The organism is Sinorhizobium sp., assembly GCF_059070375.1.
Genome location: NZ_JCACWC010000003.1, coordinates 1331739 through 1349720, shown reverse-complemented (window position 1 = coordinate 1349720; position 17982 = coordinate 1331739). Strand labels below are relative to the sequence as shown.

Sequence of the window (17982 nt, the reverse complement as noted above, 5' to 3'; positions counted from 1 at the left end):
ACCTCTTCACCGCGGCTTCTTCGCGGGCTTCGACTTATCGACCGTTTCACCTTCGATCTTGACGTTCTTCGCTGCCGCCTTCCTGGCGGTGGCCGGCGTCTTCAAGGTCGGATTGGTAACGTCCGTCGCGGTCGAAGGCTTTGCCGCATTCGACGGAGGCACGCTCACCGCCTGTTCGTCCTTCGACTTGCGGACCGATTTCTTCTTCTCTTCGACCGGCTCGGGCCCCTGCAGCGTCGTCAGGCCGCCGATCGGCGCGGAATAGATGCGGTCGATCTGCGGACCCGGCACGACTTCCGCCCCCTTGCCGGCCTCGAAGCGGTCGATGATCTCCTCGAGCCGCTCCGGCGTCAGATCCTCGAACGTGTCCTTGAAGATCATGACCATCGGCGCGTTGACGCAGGCGCCCTGACATTCGACCTCTTCCCAGGAAAGCGTGCCGCCCTCGTTGAGGGTGAACGGTTCGCTGGCGATCTTCTTCTTGCAGATCCTGATCAGGTCTTCGGCGCCGCGCAGCATGCAGGGCGTGGTGCCGCAGACCTGGACATGGGCACGCGTTCCGACCGGCTGCAGCTGGAATTGCGTATAGAAGGTGGCGACTTCGAGAACGCGGATATAGGCCATGCCGAGCATGTCGGCGACCGACTCGATCGCCGCCCTCGTCACCCAGCCATCCTGCTCCTGAGCACGCATCAGCAGGGGGATGACCGCCGACTGCTCGCGGCCCTCGGGATATTTCTTGATCGTTGCCTCGGCCCAGGCAGCGTTTTCCTTGCTGAACGCGAAGGCCGCTGGCTGGACTGTGTCTTCGGCTAGTCGACGAACGGACATTCTAGTGGACACCTTATCAGTTAATCGAACCGCACCGCGATTTCGTCAGCGAGACAAATTCGCAGGCATAGGCTGACTGGTCTTTCTGCAAAAACACGATGTAACGCGCGCCGTTGTTGACGGCTGCCTTGATCTCGTAACCCCTCGACAGGAGCGCCGGCATGGTGCCGCCCCTGAGCGCTGCGGATGACTCGCTGCCGACGTCCTCCTGGGCCGAGGCCCCGGAGGCGAGCGCAAGAAGTCCGACGGCGACGAGCGGCACCAGACGCATCAGCGATCCACCTCGCCGAAAACGATATCGAGGGAGCCCAGCACGGCCGAAACGTCGGCAAGCTGGTGTCCGCGACAGAGGAAGTCCATCGCCTGAAGATGCGCGTAACCCGGAGCGCGGATCTTGCAGCGATACGGCTTGTTGGTGCCGTCGGAGACCAGATAGACGCCGAACTCGCCCTTGGGCGCCTCGACCGCGGCGTAGACCTCCCCGGCCGGCACGTGATAGCCCTCGGTATAGAGCTTGAAGTGATGGATCAGCGCCTCCATCGACCGCTTCATCTCGCCGCGCTTCGGAGGCACGATCTTGCCGTCGAGCGAGGAGACCGGACCGATTTTGGCATCGCCGAGCAGACGGTCGACGCACTGGCGCATGATACGCGCCGACTGGCGCATCTCGATCATGCGGATCAGATAGCGGTCGAAGCAGTCGCCGTTCTTGCCGATCGGAATGTCGAACTCCAGGTCGGAATAGCATTCATAGGGCTGCGAACGGCGCAGATCCCAGGCCGCCCCCGAGCCGCGCACCATCACGCCCGAGAAACCCCAGGCCCAGGCGTCCTCGAGGCTGACGACGCCGATATCGACGTTGCGCTGCTTGAAGATGCGGTTGCCGGTCAGAAGCTCGTCGATATCGTCGACGGTCTTGAGGAACGGGTCGATCCAGTTGCCGATATCTTCGACCAGCTGGTGCGGCAGGTCCTGATGCACGCCGCCCGGACGGAAATAGGCCGCGTGCATGCGCGCGCCGCAGGCCCGCTCGTAAAAGACCATCAGCTTCTCGCGCTCCTCGAAGCCCCAGAGCGGCGGCGTGAGCGCGCCGACATCCATGGCTTGAGTCGTCACGTTGAGGAGATGCGACAGGATCCGGCCGATCTCCGAATAGAGAACGCGGATCAGCTGGCCGCGGACCGGCACCTGCGTACCGGTCAATCTTTCGACCGCAAGCGCGAAGGCGTGCTCCTGGTTCATCGGCGCGACATAGTCGAGCCGGTCGAAATAGGGTATCGCCTGCAGATAGGTCTTGGCCTCGATCAGCTTTTCCGTGCCGCGATGCAGGAGGCCGATATGCGGATCGACGCGCTCGACGATTTCGCCGTCAAGCTCCAGCACCAGACGCAGAACGCCGTGCGCCGCCGGATGCTGCGGGCCGAAGTTGATGTTGAAGTTGCGGACGTTATGTTCGGTCATACCGATTGCTCCAGGCCGGATGGCGTCCTTCGCGGATCGCCGCGGGCCGACTTAATTCAGCGTGGTCTCGCCTTTTCGTCACCGGGCAGCACGTATTCCGTGCCTTCCCAGGGCGAAAGAAAGTCGAAATTGCGGAATTCCTGCTTCAGCTCGACGGGTTCGTAGACGACGCGCTTGGCCTCGTTGTCGTAACGCACCTCGACGAAACCGGTCAGCGGGAAGTCCTTGCGCAGCGGATAGCCTTCGAAGCCGTAGTCCGTCAGGATGCGCCTCAGATCCGGGTGACCGGTGAAGAGGATGCCGTACATGTCGTAGGCTTCGCGCTCGAACCAGTCGGCGCCGGGATAGACCGACGTCGCCGAGGGGACAGGCTCGTTCTCGCCGGTCGCAACCTTCACGCGGACGCGCTGGTTCTGGCGCGGTGAGAGAAGATGATAGACGACATCGAAGCGGTCCGGGCGCTGCGGATAATCGACCCCGCAGACATCGATGAAGCTGACGAAACCACACTGGACGTCGTCGCGCAGGAAAGTCAGGAGCGCGACGAGGTTCTCGGCTTTCGCCGTCAGCGTCAGTTCGCCGTATTTGACCTCCGCATCGGCGATCAGCGCGCCACGCGCCTCGCGAAGATAGGAGGCAAGCTCGTTCAGGGCTTCACTCATCTTAAGTTCCCCTGCCCTTAGCGCTCGATCGTGCCGGTCCGGCGGATCTTCTTCTGCAGCAGAAGCACGCCGTAAAGCAGCGCTTCTGCCGTGGGAGGACAGCCTGGCACATAGATGTCGACGGGCACGACGCGGTCGCAGCCGCGCACAACCGAATAGGAATAGTGATAGTAGCCGCCGCCATTGGCGCAGGATCCCATCGAGATCACGTAACGCGGCTCGGGCATCTGGTCATAGACCTTGCGCAAGGCCGGCGCCATCTTGTTGGTCAGCGTGCCGGCGACGATCATGACGTCGGACTGGCGAGGCGAGGCGCGCGGCGCAAAGCCGAAGCGTTCGGCATCGTAACGCGGCATCGACATCTGCATCATTTCGACCGCGCAGCAGGCGAGACCGAAAGTCATCCACATCAGCGAACCGGTGCGGGCCCAGTTGATCAGCTCGTCGGTCGAGGTGACGAGAAAGCCCTTGTCGGCGAGCTCGTTGTTGATCTCGCCGAAGAACGCGTCATTGCTGCCGATCGGCTTGCCGGTCGCGGGATCGAGGATACCCTTGGGCTGCGGCGCAACGAGCGTGGTGCCGGATGCTAATTCCATTCCAGCGCTCCCTTCTTCCATTCATAGATAAAGCCGACCGTCAGGACCAGAAGGAAGACCATCATCGACCAGAAGCCGAACCAGCCCAACTCCTTGAACGAAACCGCCCAGGGGAAGAGGAAGGCGACCTCGAGATCGAAGATGATGAAAAGGATCGACACGAGATAGAAGCGGACGTCGAACTTCATGCGGGCATCGTCGAACGCATTGAAGCCGCACTCGTAAGCCGACAGTTTTTCCGAATCAGGCGCCTTGAAGGCGACGGCGAAAGGAGCGACCAGAAGTGCGAGGCCGATCACCAGCGCGATCCCAATGAAAATCGCGATCGGTACGTAGGAACCGAGAAGTTCTGTCATTTTATCCGTCCCTGCCTGCGGAGGGCGCCATGAAAGCGCTTCAACGAAGAATGCCGCAGGCCGAAAAGCATGTTGCAACGCCAGAGTGGTTAGCGCAGCCGGCGCCCGGGCGCAAGCCTCGAAGGGGCATTTAAACCGGTTCGCAGCGCATAGCGGGGATGCGCCCACCGCAGGATGCGCGGCAAGGCGCGCAATCGCGGGAAGCCGGGCCTCCCGGCGCCAGGAATTCCGCGGCGAGGCACTTTGCCGCAATGCAAAAAAGGAAGCACAATTAGGGGGAGACGGCCACTTGAGAAGAGAATGGCGCGAGTGACGGGGCTCGAACCCGCGACCTCCGGCGTGACAGGCCGGCACTCTAACCGACTGAGCTACACCCGCGCATTATGGCCATCGCTGGCCATTATCTCATCATCGGCACTTTTTGAGAATGCCGCATTCTTTCAAGAGTGGCGCGAGTGACGGGGCTCGAACCCGCGACCTCCGGCGTGACAGGCCGGCACTCTAACCGACTGAGCTACACCCGCATCTCTTGACCTTCCAGACGCGCTCGCGCGCCCCTGCCCGAAGCGGCCTTGCCGTTCGATGAGCGGCTAACTAAGCGGTTCGCTTTGGGGTGTCAAGCGCGATTGAAAACAAATCGGTGACGGAACGTTTTTTGGTCCACAGCATGGCTTCAGGCAAGGATTTTGCCGTCTGCGAAAGCGCGCACCAAAGGGTGAGCACGCCCTCACCCCCTCGGGGGCTCGCCCTTCCTTTATATGCGGGCGCAGCGGAGCGACCAACAATGCGCCGCCTGCCTCGCCAGCCGCCTCCCTTCGCCGCCCAATTTGTCCACAGACTTCCTGACGGGTGCCCCGGTCCGCGATAAAAAATTCGAAAAAATCGCTCGAACGCTCTTGCGGTTTTCGCCGGTTACGCATAGATCACGCCCACCGACGCGGCGGACACTCGTCCGGCAACGCGATAGGGCGATTAGCTCAGTTGGTAGAGCGCCTCGTTTACACCGAGGATGTCGGGAGTTCGAGTCTCTCATCGCCCACCATTCTTTCCGTTTGAAATCGTTGGAAGCCCTTGCGTTACAAGGCTTTCCGCCCATATTGACGTCACAAAACACGTCACAAAGTGGGTTTTCGAATGGCTGGCAATATCCGGCACTGGAAAGAACGAAACGGACGCTACTCGGCGCGGATTGTCGTTCCGCCCTATCTCCGGCCCTATCTCGACGGCAAGACGGAACTCGAAATTCAGCTTGGCGGCGACCGGCGCACGGCCCTTCGCAATCACGCCGCAGCGGTCGCGTCGATACAGCGGCAGATTGGTATAGCGCGCGAGAAGCATGAGGCGGCGACCGGCCAGAAGGCGAAACAGCCCTCCTACCCGCTCACAGCGCAGCAGATCGCGCTTCGCGACTACCAGAACCAAATTGACTTTGATGCAGAGCTGCGGGCGCACGATTCCCGTTATGCCCGGATCGAGCCCGATCCTGATGAGGCACGGCGCTTCCGCAACGGCTTCGCGGGTAAGCTTTCTGATAACGAGCTGCAGGAGCTTGTAGGCGCTCGCCTCGAACGTGCCCGGCTGGCTGGCAACACTAGTGCAGTCAAAGGGACGAGCGAATGGCGAGCGCTGGCGCAGGCGCTTTGTGTTGCATCCTACGAGGCCATGCGCCGCGAGGACGAGCGCAACGAAGGCGACTTTACCGGCCAGCCATCACACCCGATCTTAGCAAAGGCCCCGCCCCTACCCGAAGACGCACCGGCCCCGGTCACCTTTGACAATATAATAGATGACGAGGTTAAGCGCCGGGCACGGGGCAAGAACGCCAAGCCCCTGCCCCATCGCACCGAAAAGAAGTATCGCGATCATTGCGCCGCGTTCGCGAAGTGGCGCAAGAGCAAGAACGCCCTGACCGTTACCGCCGCAGAGGGGAAAGGCTGGATTGAGTCTTTGCAGGACGCGGGCGAACTCAGCAATCGCACCGTGAAGGCCATGGTTCAAAACGTTCGCACGGTGATGAATTGGGGAAGACAGAACGACCCCGCAAACTTCTTCCCGGCTGGCAACCCGCTCAATGGCATCAAAGCCCCTGATTACACAACACTACCTTCCTATCTCCGCGCATTCACGATGGATGAGGCGAAGCTTGTGCTTGCCGCAGCGCGCAAGGAAGAGAAGCCTATGTTCCGCTGGATACCCTGGCTGTGCGCCTATTCGGGAATGCGCGTCAGTGAGGCCGGAAATCTCCGCAAGGAAGACTTCTTTGAAGTGGGTGACCGATGGTTCTGGAAGGTGACCACCGTTGGCGCGCGCTCTTTGAAGACGGCCAGTAGTGAACGCCGCATCCCGGTTCATAAGGCGCTTGCCGAAGAAGGCTTGCTTGATTTTGTGAACGCAGCGAAGCCGGGGCGGTTGTTCAGGGGCGATACCAAGGACGCGGTTCTTATCCAACCCCGTATCAGCACATGGGTTCGCGGCTTCATACCGTTCGACAAGCGGCCCGAACTCTCGCCTAACCACGGCTGGCGGCACCTATTTGAAGACTTCTGCCGCCGAGACGGCGTGCCGGAAGATGCTCGAAACTACATGACCGGGCGCGCAGATGGCCGTTCACAAGAGCTATATGGCCGAAGTGATGTCATGCTTCCCGGTTTGGCTGCTGCAATGGACCGAATTGAAGCGATTGCGATCTAATCAACGATAGGGTGGGAATTGAGGAAGACGCACGTCGCGGATGGTTAAATGCGGCGTCCCCGTATTCCACAACCCGTCAACACAACAAACGCGCGCTCAAAACTTCCGTCACAAACCACCCCTTGACGCTTTCAGGCGATTCACGGTTATTGGTTGTTGCCTACGCGATGGGAGACAGTGACCGGCGCTGCAACGCCTTAAAGTCACTGCCTCGCACTTGTGCCCGTGGGATGGCTCCCCGGACCACGATAGAACCGCCATCGGGTTCTTATCCGGCACCCTAATACGAATTGCATTTTTTCCAAGACCTTGACCGACATTTTGTCGGCGTCCACAGCGGCGATTCGCAAATTGTTACGTTATTACATATCATTTCGCTTGCGAAACAAGTTTCGCTATGGGAGAATCTTCCTCAAGTTGATTGAGGAAGGACCGCATGAGTTTTGCTGGCTTTGTTTCGAGTGCAAAGAAAGCCCTTGGAAGCCTTTGACGGCTTGTTGACCTCATATGGTCTGAAGCGCGACGAGTCCGGGAAGCATCGTGAAGATTGACGAAGCGTAGCCGCGATTCGCCAGCCTAACAGAAGCCCGCCGGTGAAGATCGGCGGGCAATCATTTGTGGATCAAAAACAGCCATTTTTCTTCTGGATCGCGTAAATTTCACTGTCCATATAGTCGTTCCAGTATTCCAGCCACGAGGCCCGCAGAGCTTCAAGCATTTGCGGGGTATCCTTTGCTATTTCACGCCTGTAGTTGAAGTAGATGTCGATCGGCCCCTTGCACGCCTTATCATAGACCTCCATGCGAATCGTCCATTTCGAGAAGCACCGTGGATCCTCGGCCCTGACGTAAAGTTGATCTAAGAGGCAGTTGCGAGCATTCTCATGGAGCCGGCGCTGCTTATTGTCGTCAGCCTGGGCTAATGCCGGACCGACGACTATAAGCATGACGAGCATTAGCATTTTGTGTTTCATGAGATTCTTCATATGCGGATTCTAATGCGCAGACCGGCTGATCATGGCGGGCTACTGTCACTAAAAGAGGTTTTGTATCGCTCTGGCGAGTCCAGCGACATTGAATGCCGTCATGTCGTCACGCCATTCAACCGCGCCTTTTTCCCTGTTGTAGATCGTCTCAACGAGGGTTCTTTTCCGATTATCTTCGGAGAGCGAAACTATTAACGCGTCGTCGCCCTCGTGCTCTGGAGAGATGACCGCAAAGCCTTCGACGTTGATCGTTCCAATAAAAGGCGCGGCCTCGATGACAATCTCTTCAATAGCGCTCAGGTATTCACTTTCACCGGCCCTTTGCACCCATCCATCGATAGTGTCAAAGATCGCGTGATTCTGAATATTCGAAGAGTGGCCGATTCTGTCGCCGATATACTGAATCGCCAGCTTCTTTGCATCATCCTTTGTTTTCGCGAACAGATAGAAGTCCGTCTGTTCCGTAAGACGCCTGACCTTTTCACCCCGCCCAATAAAAGCGCCCTTGTCAGCCTTGATCTCAAATATTCCCATTAAGGTTCGCCTTTAAATTTAGATGTTGCTAAGATTTTCAAGCTCAGGGAACCGCTGATAGCGCATCTGCGGCATGGCACATGCTGGCGCGTTTTCAAGCGTGCTCATCGGCTTTCCCTTCAGAAGGCGGACAGACGTTGCCGTGCGGCCCGTATAACCGCCCATGCGGTTCTTGGCGTTTGCCTTCACGCAAACCGCCTCAAGCCCCTGATCGTTCAGCCGCACAACGCTCGATATCTCAGCATCGCGGATGGAATAAGGGTCTACGAAATAGTCACGCGCGGCGCTCACTATCGCTGCCCTTTCGGCCGCGCTAGGTGGACGTTGTGTCGCCATCACCTTGTCAAATTGCTCTTGGGTTACGCACCCGGACAGCGCCAGGGCGGCGGCAAACATTAGCAGTTTGGTTTTCATGAGGAATCTTCACGGGAAGGTTAGCGGTGCGCAAACCTTAGTTGTGGATTTTTAGCTTTGCAAGTCTCCGCTGTTGGGCTGAACCTGTGGATAACTCCCTGCCCGGTCCCAAAATTCGGACCGTCACAACGTCACAAAACGTTTTATCCTATTCTTCTAATATAGATTATATTTGAAATGCTTAGTTGTCCCCATGATGAGAGATTTGAGTTTTCGAGTCTCTCATCGCCCACCATTTCTTGCATATGTCAGGCAGTGTTTTGCGCAGGTTTCTCTTGCGAGCCGCCTCACCGCTTTGAAGCCACAGCGATTCCGGACGCCGCGCTGCCCTGCGTAGCGCACGCCCTTCGACCGTCATTTCTGCGCCAGGGACTAGCCAGGCCAGTCCTGGGCTGAAAAACTCTACCGCGCCGAAGGTGCGGCGCTTCCGGATTGCTGTAACGAGCACAGGCATGAGGGAGACGACGGCGCCGTCAGTCATCAATGCAGCACTGAACGCTCCAGTCATTCGGAGCCGCGCAAGCTTACCCGCCCCGATACTGCTCCTCCGTCACATGTTCGAGCCAGTCCACCGCCTTGCCGTCGAGCGCCTCCTGAATTGCGATATGCGTCATTCCCGTTTCCGGCGCGGCGCCATGCCAGTGCTTTTCTCCCGGCGGGAACCAGACGACGTCGCCGGCGCGGATCTCGCGCGGCTCCCCGCCCCAGCTCTGCGCGAGGCCGCGGCCTGCGGTGACGATCAGGGTCTGGCCGAGCGGGTGCGTGTGCCAGGCGGTGCGCGCGCCGGGCTCGAAAGTCACGGTCGCGCCGCGTACCCGTGCGGGTGACGGTGCCTCGAAGGCCGGGTCCACGCGAACGGAGCCGGTGAAATACTCGGCCGGGCCATGCGCCGAGGGTCTCGATCCGCATTCGAAGATATCCATTGGAGCCTCCTTTGAGGGACTTCGCCGGGCCAGCCGACGGGTGATGCAGGGGCAAGGCGCATGCAGCTTACCTCTTTCCGGCAAGCGGCTACAACCGATGGATCGTCACGCCCGGGCAGGCGCTCCGCGCAATGTCGCAAAGGTGCTCGTGGTGGGTCAGATAGATCACCTGTCCGACATCGGCCATTTCCGCCATCAGCTCGAAGGCGCGGCCGGCGCGGCCGTCGTCGAAGGTTTCCATGATGTCGTCGGCGATGAAGGGCAGCGTTTCCCGCGTCGCCGCGACTTCGTGGTAGCCGGCGATCCTGAGCGCGAGATAGAGCTGGAAGCGCGTGCCCTTGGAAAGATCGCGGGCGAGCTTCGATCCGCCGGCGGCGGTATTTGCTATGAGGAATTCCTGGCCCTTGTCGGCTTGCGTCGAGAGACCGGAATATTCGCCGCCGCTGATATGCATGAAGGTTCGCGAGGCGCGTTGCATCATGGCGCTGCGGTGGCGCTCGCGAAACAGCCTGAGCGCCTGTTCGGCGGCGATCACGCCCGCGCGCAGGCGGAGATAGCCGATCGCCTTGCTCTCGATGTCGAGAAGCAGCGTGCGGCGCCGCTGTTCGAGCTCCGCCACCCGGTCGCCGCCCTCGACGGCGGCAAGCGCCCTCTCCCGGGTCCTGACATCGGCGTGCAGCTCGCTGACATCCCGGTCGGCCGCCTCGATCGCCTCCTCCAGCCGCGCCAGTTCCAGCCCGAGTTCCCGGTCGTCGAGTTCGGCGAGCAGCGCTTCGGCCTCGGCGGCGCTGGCGACGCCGAGCCGCGCGGCCAGATCGCTTTCCATTTCCGAGCATCGCTGTCGCAGCCGCTGCTCTTCGCGGGTGGCTTCCAGGCAGGCGGCCGCTTCGTCGAGAGTCCCGCAGCCGAAGAAGTCGAGGACCCTCTGCCTGTTGGCGGCGTGAAGTCGCTCCTCGGCGCGCAGCGCGTCGAGGCTCTCCTCCATGCGCTCGATATTGCCTTGAAGCGCCAGACGGCGCTCCTCCTTCTGAAGTGCGGCGGCAACGCGGTCGCGCACCGCGGAAAAGAGCGTGAGGACATCGCCGGCCCGTTCTTCGCCCAGTGCGGCGGCCACGCCGACGACGTTTTCCGTGAAGGCCGCCTGATCCCTGCGCATCCCCGCCACGCGATGATCGAGCTCCGCTTTCTTCTGCATCAGCTTGTCGAGGTTCTGAAGCACGGCGAGCACGGGACCGATTTCCTGCGGCAGCGGGCGCTCCACCTGCCGGGAAAGCCACGTGCCGGCGAGCGCCTCGTCCCATTCCCCGCACCAGGATGCCATCGCAGCCTCCGCGGCCGCAAAAGCGGTCCGCCGCTTTTCGAGCGCCTCCGAGGCGCGTTGGAGCTGCGCCACGGCATTCCGGCAAGCAGTGGATGCGGCCTCCGCTCGGGAGGAGACAAGTTCCGCTACCGCGAGCAATGCGTCGAGGCGCTCCGGCAGCGCATCGGTCATCCCGAGCCGCGCCAGCTCCGCCCGAAGACTGCAGACCGCCGCCTTCTCTTCGGCGACCGCCCGGTCGCGCTCCTTCAGCGCAGTGCGAAGTTCCATGCGCAATTCGAGCGCGGATGCGCGGGCGGCAAGCCACGCCTCCAACTGGGGCAGCCCCGTTATGCAGGGCAAGCCACAGGCGCGTGCGGCGGCGCCGATCTCGGCGTTCAGCCTCTGCCGCCGCTCCTCCGCGGCTTTCCTTTGCACGTCCAGCGACTGCAGGCGGGCGCGCCGCTCGGTCACGGCCAGCGTGAGGCTGCGTATCTCGGCCACGCGCTCCGCCTGGGCAAGCCGAAGCGCCGTGGTTGCATCATGCTCGTGCAGTGCCGTCTCGAATGCGATCGCCGTCTGCTCGTCCAGACCGGCACGATGGCGCTGCCAGGCAGTATTGCGGCGGCGCCTCAGTTCGCAAACGGTCGCGTCGTCCACGACGCCGCCATTGGCCGCAATGGCGGCAAGGCGCGCCTCGTCTCCGGCCTGGCGTTCGCTTTCGTCGGCGATCCTGTCGCCGAGGCGCAAGCGCCGCTCCGCCTCGGCGTGGTCCTCGGCCCGCCACGCTTCCACGACGGGCGGTGCCGGAGCGGGAAGCGCGGCCAGATCGTCGATCGTGCCGGCGAAAGGCCGCAATTCATCCAGTCGGTCGCATATGGCGGCATCGAGCCGGTCGATCTCCCTTGCCGATGACTGCTGGCGCAAAAGGCAGTCGCTCTGCCGGAGAAGATGCACGCGTTCGGCGAGGAACGCCGGGTCGGCCGTCCCCTCCTTCAGCCGGGCAACTTCGCGCTCGGCGTCGCCGTGGTTCCCTTCCGCGGTTTCCATCTCCTCTCGCGCCGCTGCCAGCCTTTCCGAAAGGCTTGCGTGCCGGCGCACCAGATCCTGCAGTCGGAGGGCGCGCGCCGCCGGCAGCAGGAGCGAGGCCAGATCGGGATTGCCCGCCTCGCCCAGGCGGATCAAACAGGCATCGATCTCGGCGGCCGTCTTCGCCAGTTCCTCCAGACGAGCCGGCATGTCGCGGTCCGCCGTGAGATAGCGGGCTTCGAGTGCGCTTTCGCGCAGAGCCCCGAACCGTTCCGCGATCGCCAGCGCCTGCTCGTCGCGAGGCAGCCCGGCAAGCTCTTCGCGCCGCCGGGTGAGTTCCTCGTGCAATTGCCGGAGCCGCGCGGCGATTTCCGCATCGCTGCGGCGAAGAACCGGCAATTCCTCCTGCCACTCGGCCGGCGGCACCGGCAACGGGTCCCGCCCGGCAAGCTCCTGCCGCACGCCGCGAAGCCGCGCGAGAAGCGGCAGGGCGTCGCGCTGAGCCCGCATCCGGTCCCGGTCGGCACGCAACTCGTTGCGCTGTCTCGCCGCTGCCTCGTGGCGTGCGCGCATGCTCGCCAGGGCCTTGCGGAGTGCTGCGTATTCGCGTGCATTCACGTCGACCGCGTTCCGCTCCGCCTTCAGCGCGTCGAGCTCCGCCTTCAGTTCGGCGAGCTGGTGCTTGCGCGCCTGCGGGCGGAAGAAAGAATCCGCTTGGGCTCGAAGCCCGGCAAGCACGGCGGTGCTGTCCGGCAAACCGGAACTCGCGGAAAACAGGAGAGACCCCAGCTCGCCCTCGCTCTTCAGTATGGCTTCCCCGCCCTCTTCGATGCTGTCGTCGTCGAGCGAGAACATCGTGCTGTAGGTTGCCCGGTCGATCGAGCCGAGGGCTGTGGAAAACAGGCCATCGGGCAGCGGCTGCTCGTCGGGGCCGATCAGGCTGTTGGCGTTGCGCTTGATGCGGTAGGCGTGATGCAGGCGGTTACCGGCCGCGACGATGCCGCCGATCCGCATCGTGTGATAGGGATGCAGGAAGCCGTAGGGGCTCGAACGTTCGATGCCGAAGACGAGGTCGAGGAAGCCGGAAAAGAGGGTCGACTTGCCGGCTTCGTTCGGGCCGTAGATGAGGTGAAAATCCGGCTCGCCCAGCCTCGCCTCACCGAAATCGAGATGCCGCTCCGTGAATTTCCCGTAGCGGACGAGCTCCAGTCGCTGAAGCCGCATCAGTCGATGCCTCCGGCGCCGGCACGGCCGTGAAGATGCGCCAGCACATCCGCACTCCCCGCAAGTGCTGCCTCCAGCGCCAGCCGCTCCAGCGCCTCCTCGTCGCTCGCCAGCACCTGCCTGAGTTCAGGCGGCAGTTGCTGCAGGAGCTCCTTGGCAACTCCGCTCAGCTCGCCGCGAAAGCCGAAGGAGGGCAGAACGTCGTTTTCGACGAGTGCCGCCAGTTCGCCGACCGGGTCGGCCGCACTTTGCTCCGCATTGCCGATTGCCTGGCAGCCCAATTCCGTCTTCTCGATCCAGCATCCGCCGATCCCGGCCGCGATGTTGACGATCTCCGCTTCCAGGAGATCCGCGTCGCGCCTGAGGCGCCAGGCAAGCGGCGTCGCGCCGGTCAGCGTCAAGCGCAGGATCAGATTGTCCGCCGCCATGTTCTTTCGAAGGCGGATCAATTCACGGCCCACCGCATCCAGCATGTCGCGCCAGTCCGCAATCCCGCTCACGTCGATCTCGTGTCGCTCGAACGCGGCGGTGCCGGTCGGCCGGTCATCCAGCGCAACCAGCCCTTCATCGTCGATCGTCACGATCGTGACGCCCTTCGTCCCCGCTTCGTTGATGTCTCGGCCCTGCGGCATGCCGGGCATGACGATGCAGGGCTTTTCGCAGTGCACCTGCCGCTGATGGACATGACCGAGCGCCCAATAATCGAAACCGTGCCGCTGAAGCTCGGCGACGCTGCAGGGCGCGTAAGGGTCGTGGGCCGCGGATCCGGAGAGACTGGTATGCAGCATGCCGATATTGATGCCGCCGGCGACCGGCGGATGGAACTGGGGCAGCAGGCTTTCCGGCGCGTGCGGATCGGCAAAGCTCACGCCGTGGATGTGCACCGTGCGGCCGTTCGCAAGCGTCTTGACATGAACCGCCCTGCTCCGGCCGGCAAATACATGCACCGAAGACGGCAGGGTGAGTTCGCGCGTCACCTGCGACTGGGCATCGTGATTGCCGCGAATGATGAACGTCCCGATGCCGGCCTCGTCGAGCCGCCGAAGCTCGGCCGCCAGGAAGAGCGCCGTGTTCATGGAGGTCTGGCTGCCGTCATAGAGATCGCCGGCGATCAAAAGCGCATCGACCCTTTCGGCAATGCAGAGATCGACGATGCGGACGAGCGCATCGCGCGTCGCGCTTCGAACGAGGCCGGCAAGCTCCGCATTCCGGAGTGCCAGGCTGCGCAAGGGCGAATCGAGATGGAGGTCTGCGGTGTGAACAAATCTGAAGGGCATGGCCGGGCGGACCATGACCCGGCGCCGCCGCTTTCGTCAATGGCTGCAGGACCGGGTATCCACGGAATGCTTGAACGCCGGCAGCGTTGCGACGCGCCGCCGACAACTCTTCGCTTCGCAAACAACGGCATCGCGACCAGGGCGCGTTTCTTGTCGCCGCCGGTCATTCCCAAGTTTTAGGTGGTTTTGGTCGACAAATGCGGCAATTGTGACTATCAATAATGTCACTGCCATTTCACATGGCCCCTCATAATAACTCATAAGGTCATGAAGAAGACATTCGAGGTTTCCGATAAGCTGTTCGAGCTCTACCATCGCGTTCATCGTCTGGTGAACGAGTCCATGACGGAGGAAGGCGTATCGCTTGCCAGGAGCAAGTTCCTGTTCTTCCTGAGCAAGCTCGGACCCTGTCGGTCTACCGACATAGCCTGTGCGCTGAATTTCGCTCCGCGAACAGTGACCGAGGCGATCGACGGACTGGAACGCGACCGTCTGGTCATGAGAAAACCCGACCCCGAGGATCGCCGCGCAAAGATCGTCTCCATAACAGAGACCGGCCGGACCGTTCTTCAGGCTGCAGAACATCCGCGCAAGCAGCTCATCGAAGAGATCTTTTCGGCGCTCGATGACGAGCAACTGGACCAGTTGTACGATATCGTCAGCAAACTCGTCGAGAAAACCGACGATATCCGCAAGCGCAAGGAAGAAGCGGAAGCGACGGAGATAGCCGTCGCGCGCTGAACGCCGTGTCAAGAATCAGGAGGCCGGGACATCATGTCCCGGCCTTTTTCGTTTTCTCCGTATCGGACGCTTACATGGCGTCCATCGCGCCTATGGAGAAGAACAGCGTTTCGCCGGAGGAGTCGTCGACGCCGTCATTGTCGGTGACGACATAACCGTTGCCGGCCGCGTCGATTGCAAAGCCTTCGACCTTGTCGACGACATAGCCGTTCAGCGACTGCAGGTCCGGAATGAGGTCGCGCACCTCTTCCTTGTTCACGACAGGCAGTGCCCCGCCGAGTGCCCCGGGTTTGAGATCCGCAAGCGCGACGCGGTAGAGCCTCTTGAGCTTGGCGGCTTCGCCGACCAGATTGTCACGCTCGAGAATATAGGCGTAGGCTCCATGAACGGAGATTTCCGACAGGCCGACCCAGCCTTCCTCCGCCTTTTCAAGCGGATAGCGCACGGCGCCCCATTCCTTGCTCGACGGCTTGTAGGAGACGAGCTTGACGAAGCCCTTCTCGTCATCCTTCCATTCGCGCTGCACAGCCATCCAGAGAACCTGATCGTCCCCTTCGTCCACGACCGCTATGCCTTCGAAGCCGTAGCGGATCTCGCTGGCGCGCAACTCCTCCGGTAGTGCGATCTCCTGCTTGATCTCGCCCTTCCTGTTCACATGCAGCAGCGCATGGCTGTAGAGCTTGTCGGAGTTGCCTTCCGAAGCGAGCCAGAAGCCGCCTTCGCCGTCAATGGCGATGCCTTCGACGTCGAGCTTCTGGGCGGGAGCGCCGTCACGGGTGACCGGCAGGGCTTCCGTGATCAAAGCGGGCTTCTGCGTAGCGTCGATCGTGAAGATGGTCGGCTGCGACGAGTAGACTGAATCATTGACCGCATGCAGGAAGCCGGGCTTGTCGGCAGCGGCAAGGCCGGAAAGCGCCCCGAAGCCGATGGGTAGCCCGTCCTTCTCCACGGAACGGATCTGCGGATAGGCAGCCTCCCCTTCCCCGCGCTCGTAGATCATGACATGCGCCCGCGCCCCGCCGTCTTCGACGAGATCGACCTCGTTCGCGGTCGCAAACAGGTTGCGCCCGGGAATGGCGACAGCGCCCTCGGGGGAAACGCCGGAGGGCAGAAGCTGCACGAGCTCCGGTTCGCCGCCCGTATCCTTGTAGACGCCGACGATCGAGGCGCGTTCCGAAAGAACGAAGAAGAGCTTGTCTTCGCCGAATTGCGCCATTTCAAGCCCTTCCGGTTCGACGCCCTTCGCCGAAGAACGCTTTTCCGGATAGTGGCCGATCGACGCGACAGCGTGTTCGAAGGCTGCTCCCGATTCGTAGAGGACCTTCCCGGTCGTGTCGAAGATCGTGAAGCCGCGGCTCCCGCCCTCATAATCGCCCTCATTGGCGACGACCAGGCGATCGTCGTCGAGCCACTTGATCGCATCGGGCTCGCGCTTGCGGCCCGCCTGCTCGCCGGTAAAGGCGATGGAGCCGTCGCGCTTTGTGTCGATACCTTGGAGATCGACCGTGCCCGCAGGGAAATGCGTCTTCACGGTTGCGGACTTACCGTCGATGATGACGATGTGGTTGTTCTCCTGGAGGGTGAGCGCAATCTCGTCCCGGCCGTTGAAGGCTACGAATTCCGGCTCGGGATCGTCGCCGGCGACCTCGGCGAGACCGGTCAGCGTCACATGCTTGATGGTCGCGCAATCGGCCGCCCCGTCCTTCAGCGACAGGATCACGAGATCTCCTGCAGGCATCTGAGGGATCTGCCCGTCATTGACGTCCTCGTCGCGCTCGTTCTCGATCGCGATTGCGGCAAGCGTCCGATCCTTGTTCACGGCCACCGAGTCCGGCTGGCCACCGAGATCGCAGGTGGCATCCACCTCCCTGCCGGCAATGTCGACCACGGCGAGCACGCCGGACGGATTGGTAAAGCTTTCGCTCGTGTTGACGGCAACGAGCGCTTTGGCACCGGCTACCGCAACCGAAGTCGGCTCCCCGTCGAATGAGACGATACCGCCTGCCTCAGGCGCCCTGGCGTCGGTGATGTCGATGAAACCGATGCGTTTGCCGGGACTGTCGGAATAGATCAGCGTATTGCCGTCTTCGCTTGCGGTGATGATTTCGGCCGATGTCGGGGCGTTCCGCTCGGCTCCCTCGGGCAAATTCGTGGCCACCGCAAAGGATGCGATGCGATTGAATACCTGTTCGGCCTGAACGACCGATGCCGTCGATGCGGCAAGTGCCGCGGCCAATGCCGTGGTGATGGAAATTGCTTTCATCTGTCCCTCCTTGTCGCGGCACGCCGTTGCGCTACCGCGTGCGTCCGAAAACGTCGGACGGGAGGCTTTTGCAACTGTCCTGTAACAGCCGGATGACAGGGAAAGCCGGAATGAAAAGAGGCCCGGATGACCGGGCCCCAATCAACCTGCCGAATGCCGCCTGGGCGGTATCGCGACAGATGGAACATGAACCAGTAGCGGACGGAGGCACCCGCCGCTCCATCGGTAAATTAGTTGACGGCGTCCTTGAGGCCCTTGCCGGCCGTGAACTTCGGCACGTTGCGTGCCGGGATGTCAACTTCCGCACCCGTCGACGGGTTGCGGCCCTTGCTGGCTTCGCGGCGCGATACGGAGAAATTGCCGAATCCGACGAGGCGGATGTCGCCGCCGTTCTTCAGTTCGCCCTGAATGGTCTCAAAAACTGCATCAACGGCAGAAGACGCATCTGCCTTCGAGAGTCCGGCCTTGTCGGCTACGGCAGCCACGAGCTCATTTTTGTTCATGTTTCCACCCCTTTCATGCTGGTTCGAAACGACTGTCTTCTTAAGGCGGGGCTGCGAAAGCAATGCCCACGTCTTGCCATTCCCAATTGCGCCTAATCCCTTGGAATGCAAGGGTTGCAGCGTGCTTTTACAACAAAAAAGACCGGCAGAACGCCGGTCTTCCTTGTTTTTCTGGCCGAAGGGCGCAAGCGGGAC

Annotated in this window: 16 protein-coding genes and 3 tRNA genes; 3 read left to right on the top strand and 16 right to left on the bottom strand. The window is 61.7% G+C overall.

The annotated features are described in order from the left end of the window. Positions 1 to 6: 6 nt before the first annotated feature. The 8 genes from nuoE to AC5J09_RS18450 all read right to left on the bottom strand — a co-directional run bounded on the left by nuoE (position 7) and on the right by AC5J09_RS18450 (position 4430). The gene (gene nuoE / locus AC5J09_RS18485; RefSeq protein ID WP_100672194.1) at positions 7 to 831 is read right to left on the bottom strand and encodes an NADH-quinone oxidoreductase subunit NuoE; all 825 of its coding nucleotides are present in this window, start codon (positions 829 to 831) and stop codon (positions 7 to 9) included. Positions 832 to 847: 16 nt separating this feature from the next. After that, positions 848 to 1102: a hypothetical protein gene (locus AC5J09_RS18480; protein ID WP_018094845.1), complete on the bottom strand. Its 255-nt coding sequence runs from the start codon at positions 1100 to 1102 to the stop codon at positions 848 to 850. Continuing rightward, positions 1102 to 2292 (bottom strand): NADH-quinone oxidoreductase subunit D, encoded by a 1191-nt coding sequence (locus AC5J09_RS18475; RefSeq protein ID WP_018094844.1) that lies wholly within the window; start codon positions 2290 to 2292, stop codon positions 1102 to 1104. Before AC5J09_RS18475 ends, AC5J09_RS18480 begins: the two co-directional genes overlap by 1 nt. Before the next feature lie 56 nt (positions 2293 to 2348). After that, on the bottom strand, positions 2349 to 2954 hold the full coding sequence (locus AC5J09_RS18470) for an NADH-quinone oxidoreductase subunit C (RefSeq protein ID WP_018094843.1): 606 nt from the start codon (positions 2952 to 2954) through the stop codon (positions 2349 to 2351). A 17-nt stretch (positions 2955 to 2971) separates the two neighbouring features. Continuing rightward, positions 2972 to 3550, bottom strand: coding sequence for a NuoB/complex I 20 kDa subunit family protein (locus AC5J09_RS18465; RefSeq protein ID WP_003531828.1), 579 nt, complete (start codon positions 3548 to 3550; stop codon positions 2972 to 2974). After that, the gene (locus AC5J09_RS18460) at positions 3541 to 3906 is read right to left on the bottom strand and encodes an NADH-quinone oxidoreductase subunit A (protein WP_018094842.1); all 366 of its coding nucleotides are present in this window, start codon (positions 3904 to 3906) and stop codon (positions 3541 to 3543) included. Before AC5J09_RS18460 ends, AC5J09_RS18465 begins: the two co-directional genes overlap by 10 nt. A gap of 301 nt (positions 3907 to 4207) precedes the next feature. Beyond that, positions 4208 to 4284: transfer RNA gene (locus tag AC5J09_RS18455), tRNA-Asp, on the bottom strand. Between the two features lie 69 nt (positions 4285 to 4353). Continuing rightward, a tRNA-Asp gene (locus AC5J09_RS18450) sits at positions 4354 to 4430 on the bottom strand. 442 nt (positions 4431 to 4872) lie between these two features. Here AC5J09_RS18450 and AC5J09_RS18445 point away from each other — a divergent pair. Next, positions 4873 to 4948 (top strand) — tRNA-Val (locus AC5J09_RS18445). A gap of 92 nt (positions 4949 to 5040) precedes the next feature. Continuing rightward, positions 5041 to 6597 (top strand): site-specific integrase, encoded by a 1557-nt coding sequence (locus AC5J09_RS18440; RefSeq protein WP_494298183.1) that lies wholly within the window; start codon positions 5041 to 5043, stop codon positions 6595 to 6597. 622 nt (positions 6598 to 7219) lie between these two features. On the opposite strand, the gene AC5J09_RS18435 is transcribed toward AC5J09_RS18440, so the two are convergent. The 6 genes from AC5J09_RS18435 to AC5J09_RS18410 all read right to left on the bottom strand — a co-directional run bounded on the left by AC5J09_RS18435 (position 7220) and on the right by AC5J09_RS18410 (position 14295). Next, on the bottom strand, positions 7220 to 7570 hold the full coding sequence (locus AC5J09_RS18435; protein ID WP_494298182.1) for a hypothetical protein: 351 nt from the start codon (positions 7568 to 7570) through the stop codon (positions 7220 to 7222). 60 nt (positions 7571 to 7630) lie between these two features. Beyond that, positions 7631 to 8116 carry a hypothetical protein gene (locus AC5J09_RS18430; protein WP_494298181.1) on the bottom strand — a complete coding sequence of 162 codons (486 nt, stop codon included), beginning with the start codon at positions 8114 to 8116 and terminating at the stop codon, positions 7631 to 7633. 18 nt (positions 8117 to 8134) lie between these two features. After that, positions 8135 to 8530 (bottom strand): hypothetical protein, encoded by a 396-nt coding sequence (locus tag AC5J09_RS18425; RefSeq protein WP_494298180.1) that lies wholly within the window; start codon positions 8528 to 8530, stop codon positions 8135 to 8137. A gap of 524 nt (positions 8531 to 9054) precedes the next feature. Beyond that, positions 9055 to 9453, bottom strand: a complete 399-nt coding sequence (locus tag AC5J09_RS18420; RefSeq protein WP_275596463.1) for a (R)-mandelonitrile lyase — start codon at positions 9451 to 9453, stop codon at positions 9055 to 9057. An 88-nt stretch (positions 9454 to 9541) separates the two neighbouring features. Further along, a complete protein-coding gene (locus tag AC5J09_RS18415; protein WP_494298179.1) occupies positions 9542 to 13003 on the bottom strand; it encodes an ATP-binding protein in 3462 nt (1153 codons plus the stop codon). Beyond that, entirely contained in the window at positions 13003 to 14295 is a 1293-nt protein-coding gene (locus AC5J09_RS18410; protein ID WP_494298178.1) for a metallophosphoesterase family protein, read from the bottom strand. Before AC5J09_RS18410 ends, AC5J09_RS18415 begins: the two co-directional genes overlap by 1 nt. 252 nt (positions 14296 to 14547) lie before the next feature. Between AC5J09_RS18410 and AC5J09_RS18405 the strand changes: the two genes are divergently transcribed. Then, the gene (locus tag AC5J09_RS18405) at positions 14548 to 15021 is read left to right on the top strand and encodes a MarR family winged helix-turn-helix transcriptional regulator (protein ID WP_494298177.1); all 474 of its coding nucleotides are present in this window, start codon (positions 14548 to 14550) and stop codon (positions 15019 to 15021) included. A 70-nt stretch (positions 15022 to 15091) separates the two neighbouring features. On the opposite strand, the gene AC5J09_RS18400 is transcribed toward AC5J09_RS18405, so the two are convergent. Both AC5J09_RS18400 and hupB read right to left on the bottom strand, forming a co-directional pair. Further along, positions 15092 to 17284 (bottom strand): esterase-like activity of phytase family protein, encoded by a 2193-nt coding sequence (locus AC5J09_RS18400; RefSeq protein WP_494298176.1) that lies wholly within the window; start codon positions 17282 to 17284, stop codon positions 15092 to 15094. Positions 17285 to 17514: 230 nt separating this feature from the next. After that, positions 17515 to 17787 carry a DNA-binding protein HupB gene (hupB, locus tag AC5J09_RS18395; protein WP_003531811.1) on the bottom strand — a complete coding sequence of 91 codons (273 nt, stop codon included), beginning with the start codon at positions 17785 to 17787 and terminating at the stop codon, positions 17515 to 17517. Between the last annotated feature and the right edge of the window lie 195 nt (positions 17788 to 17982).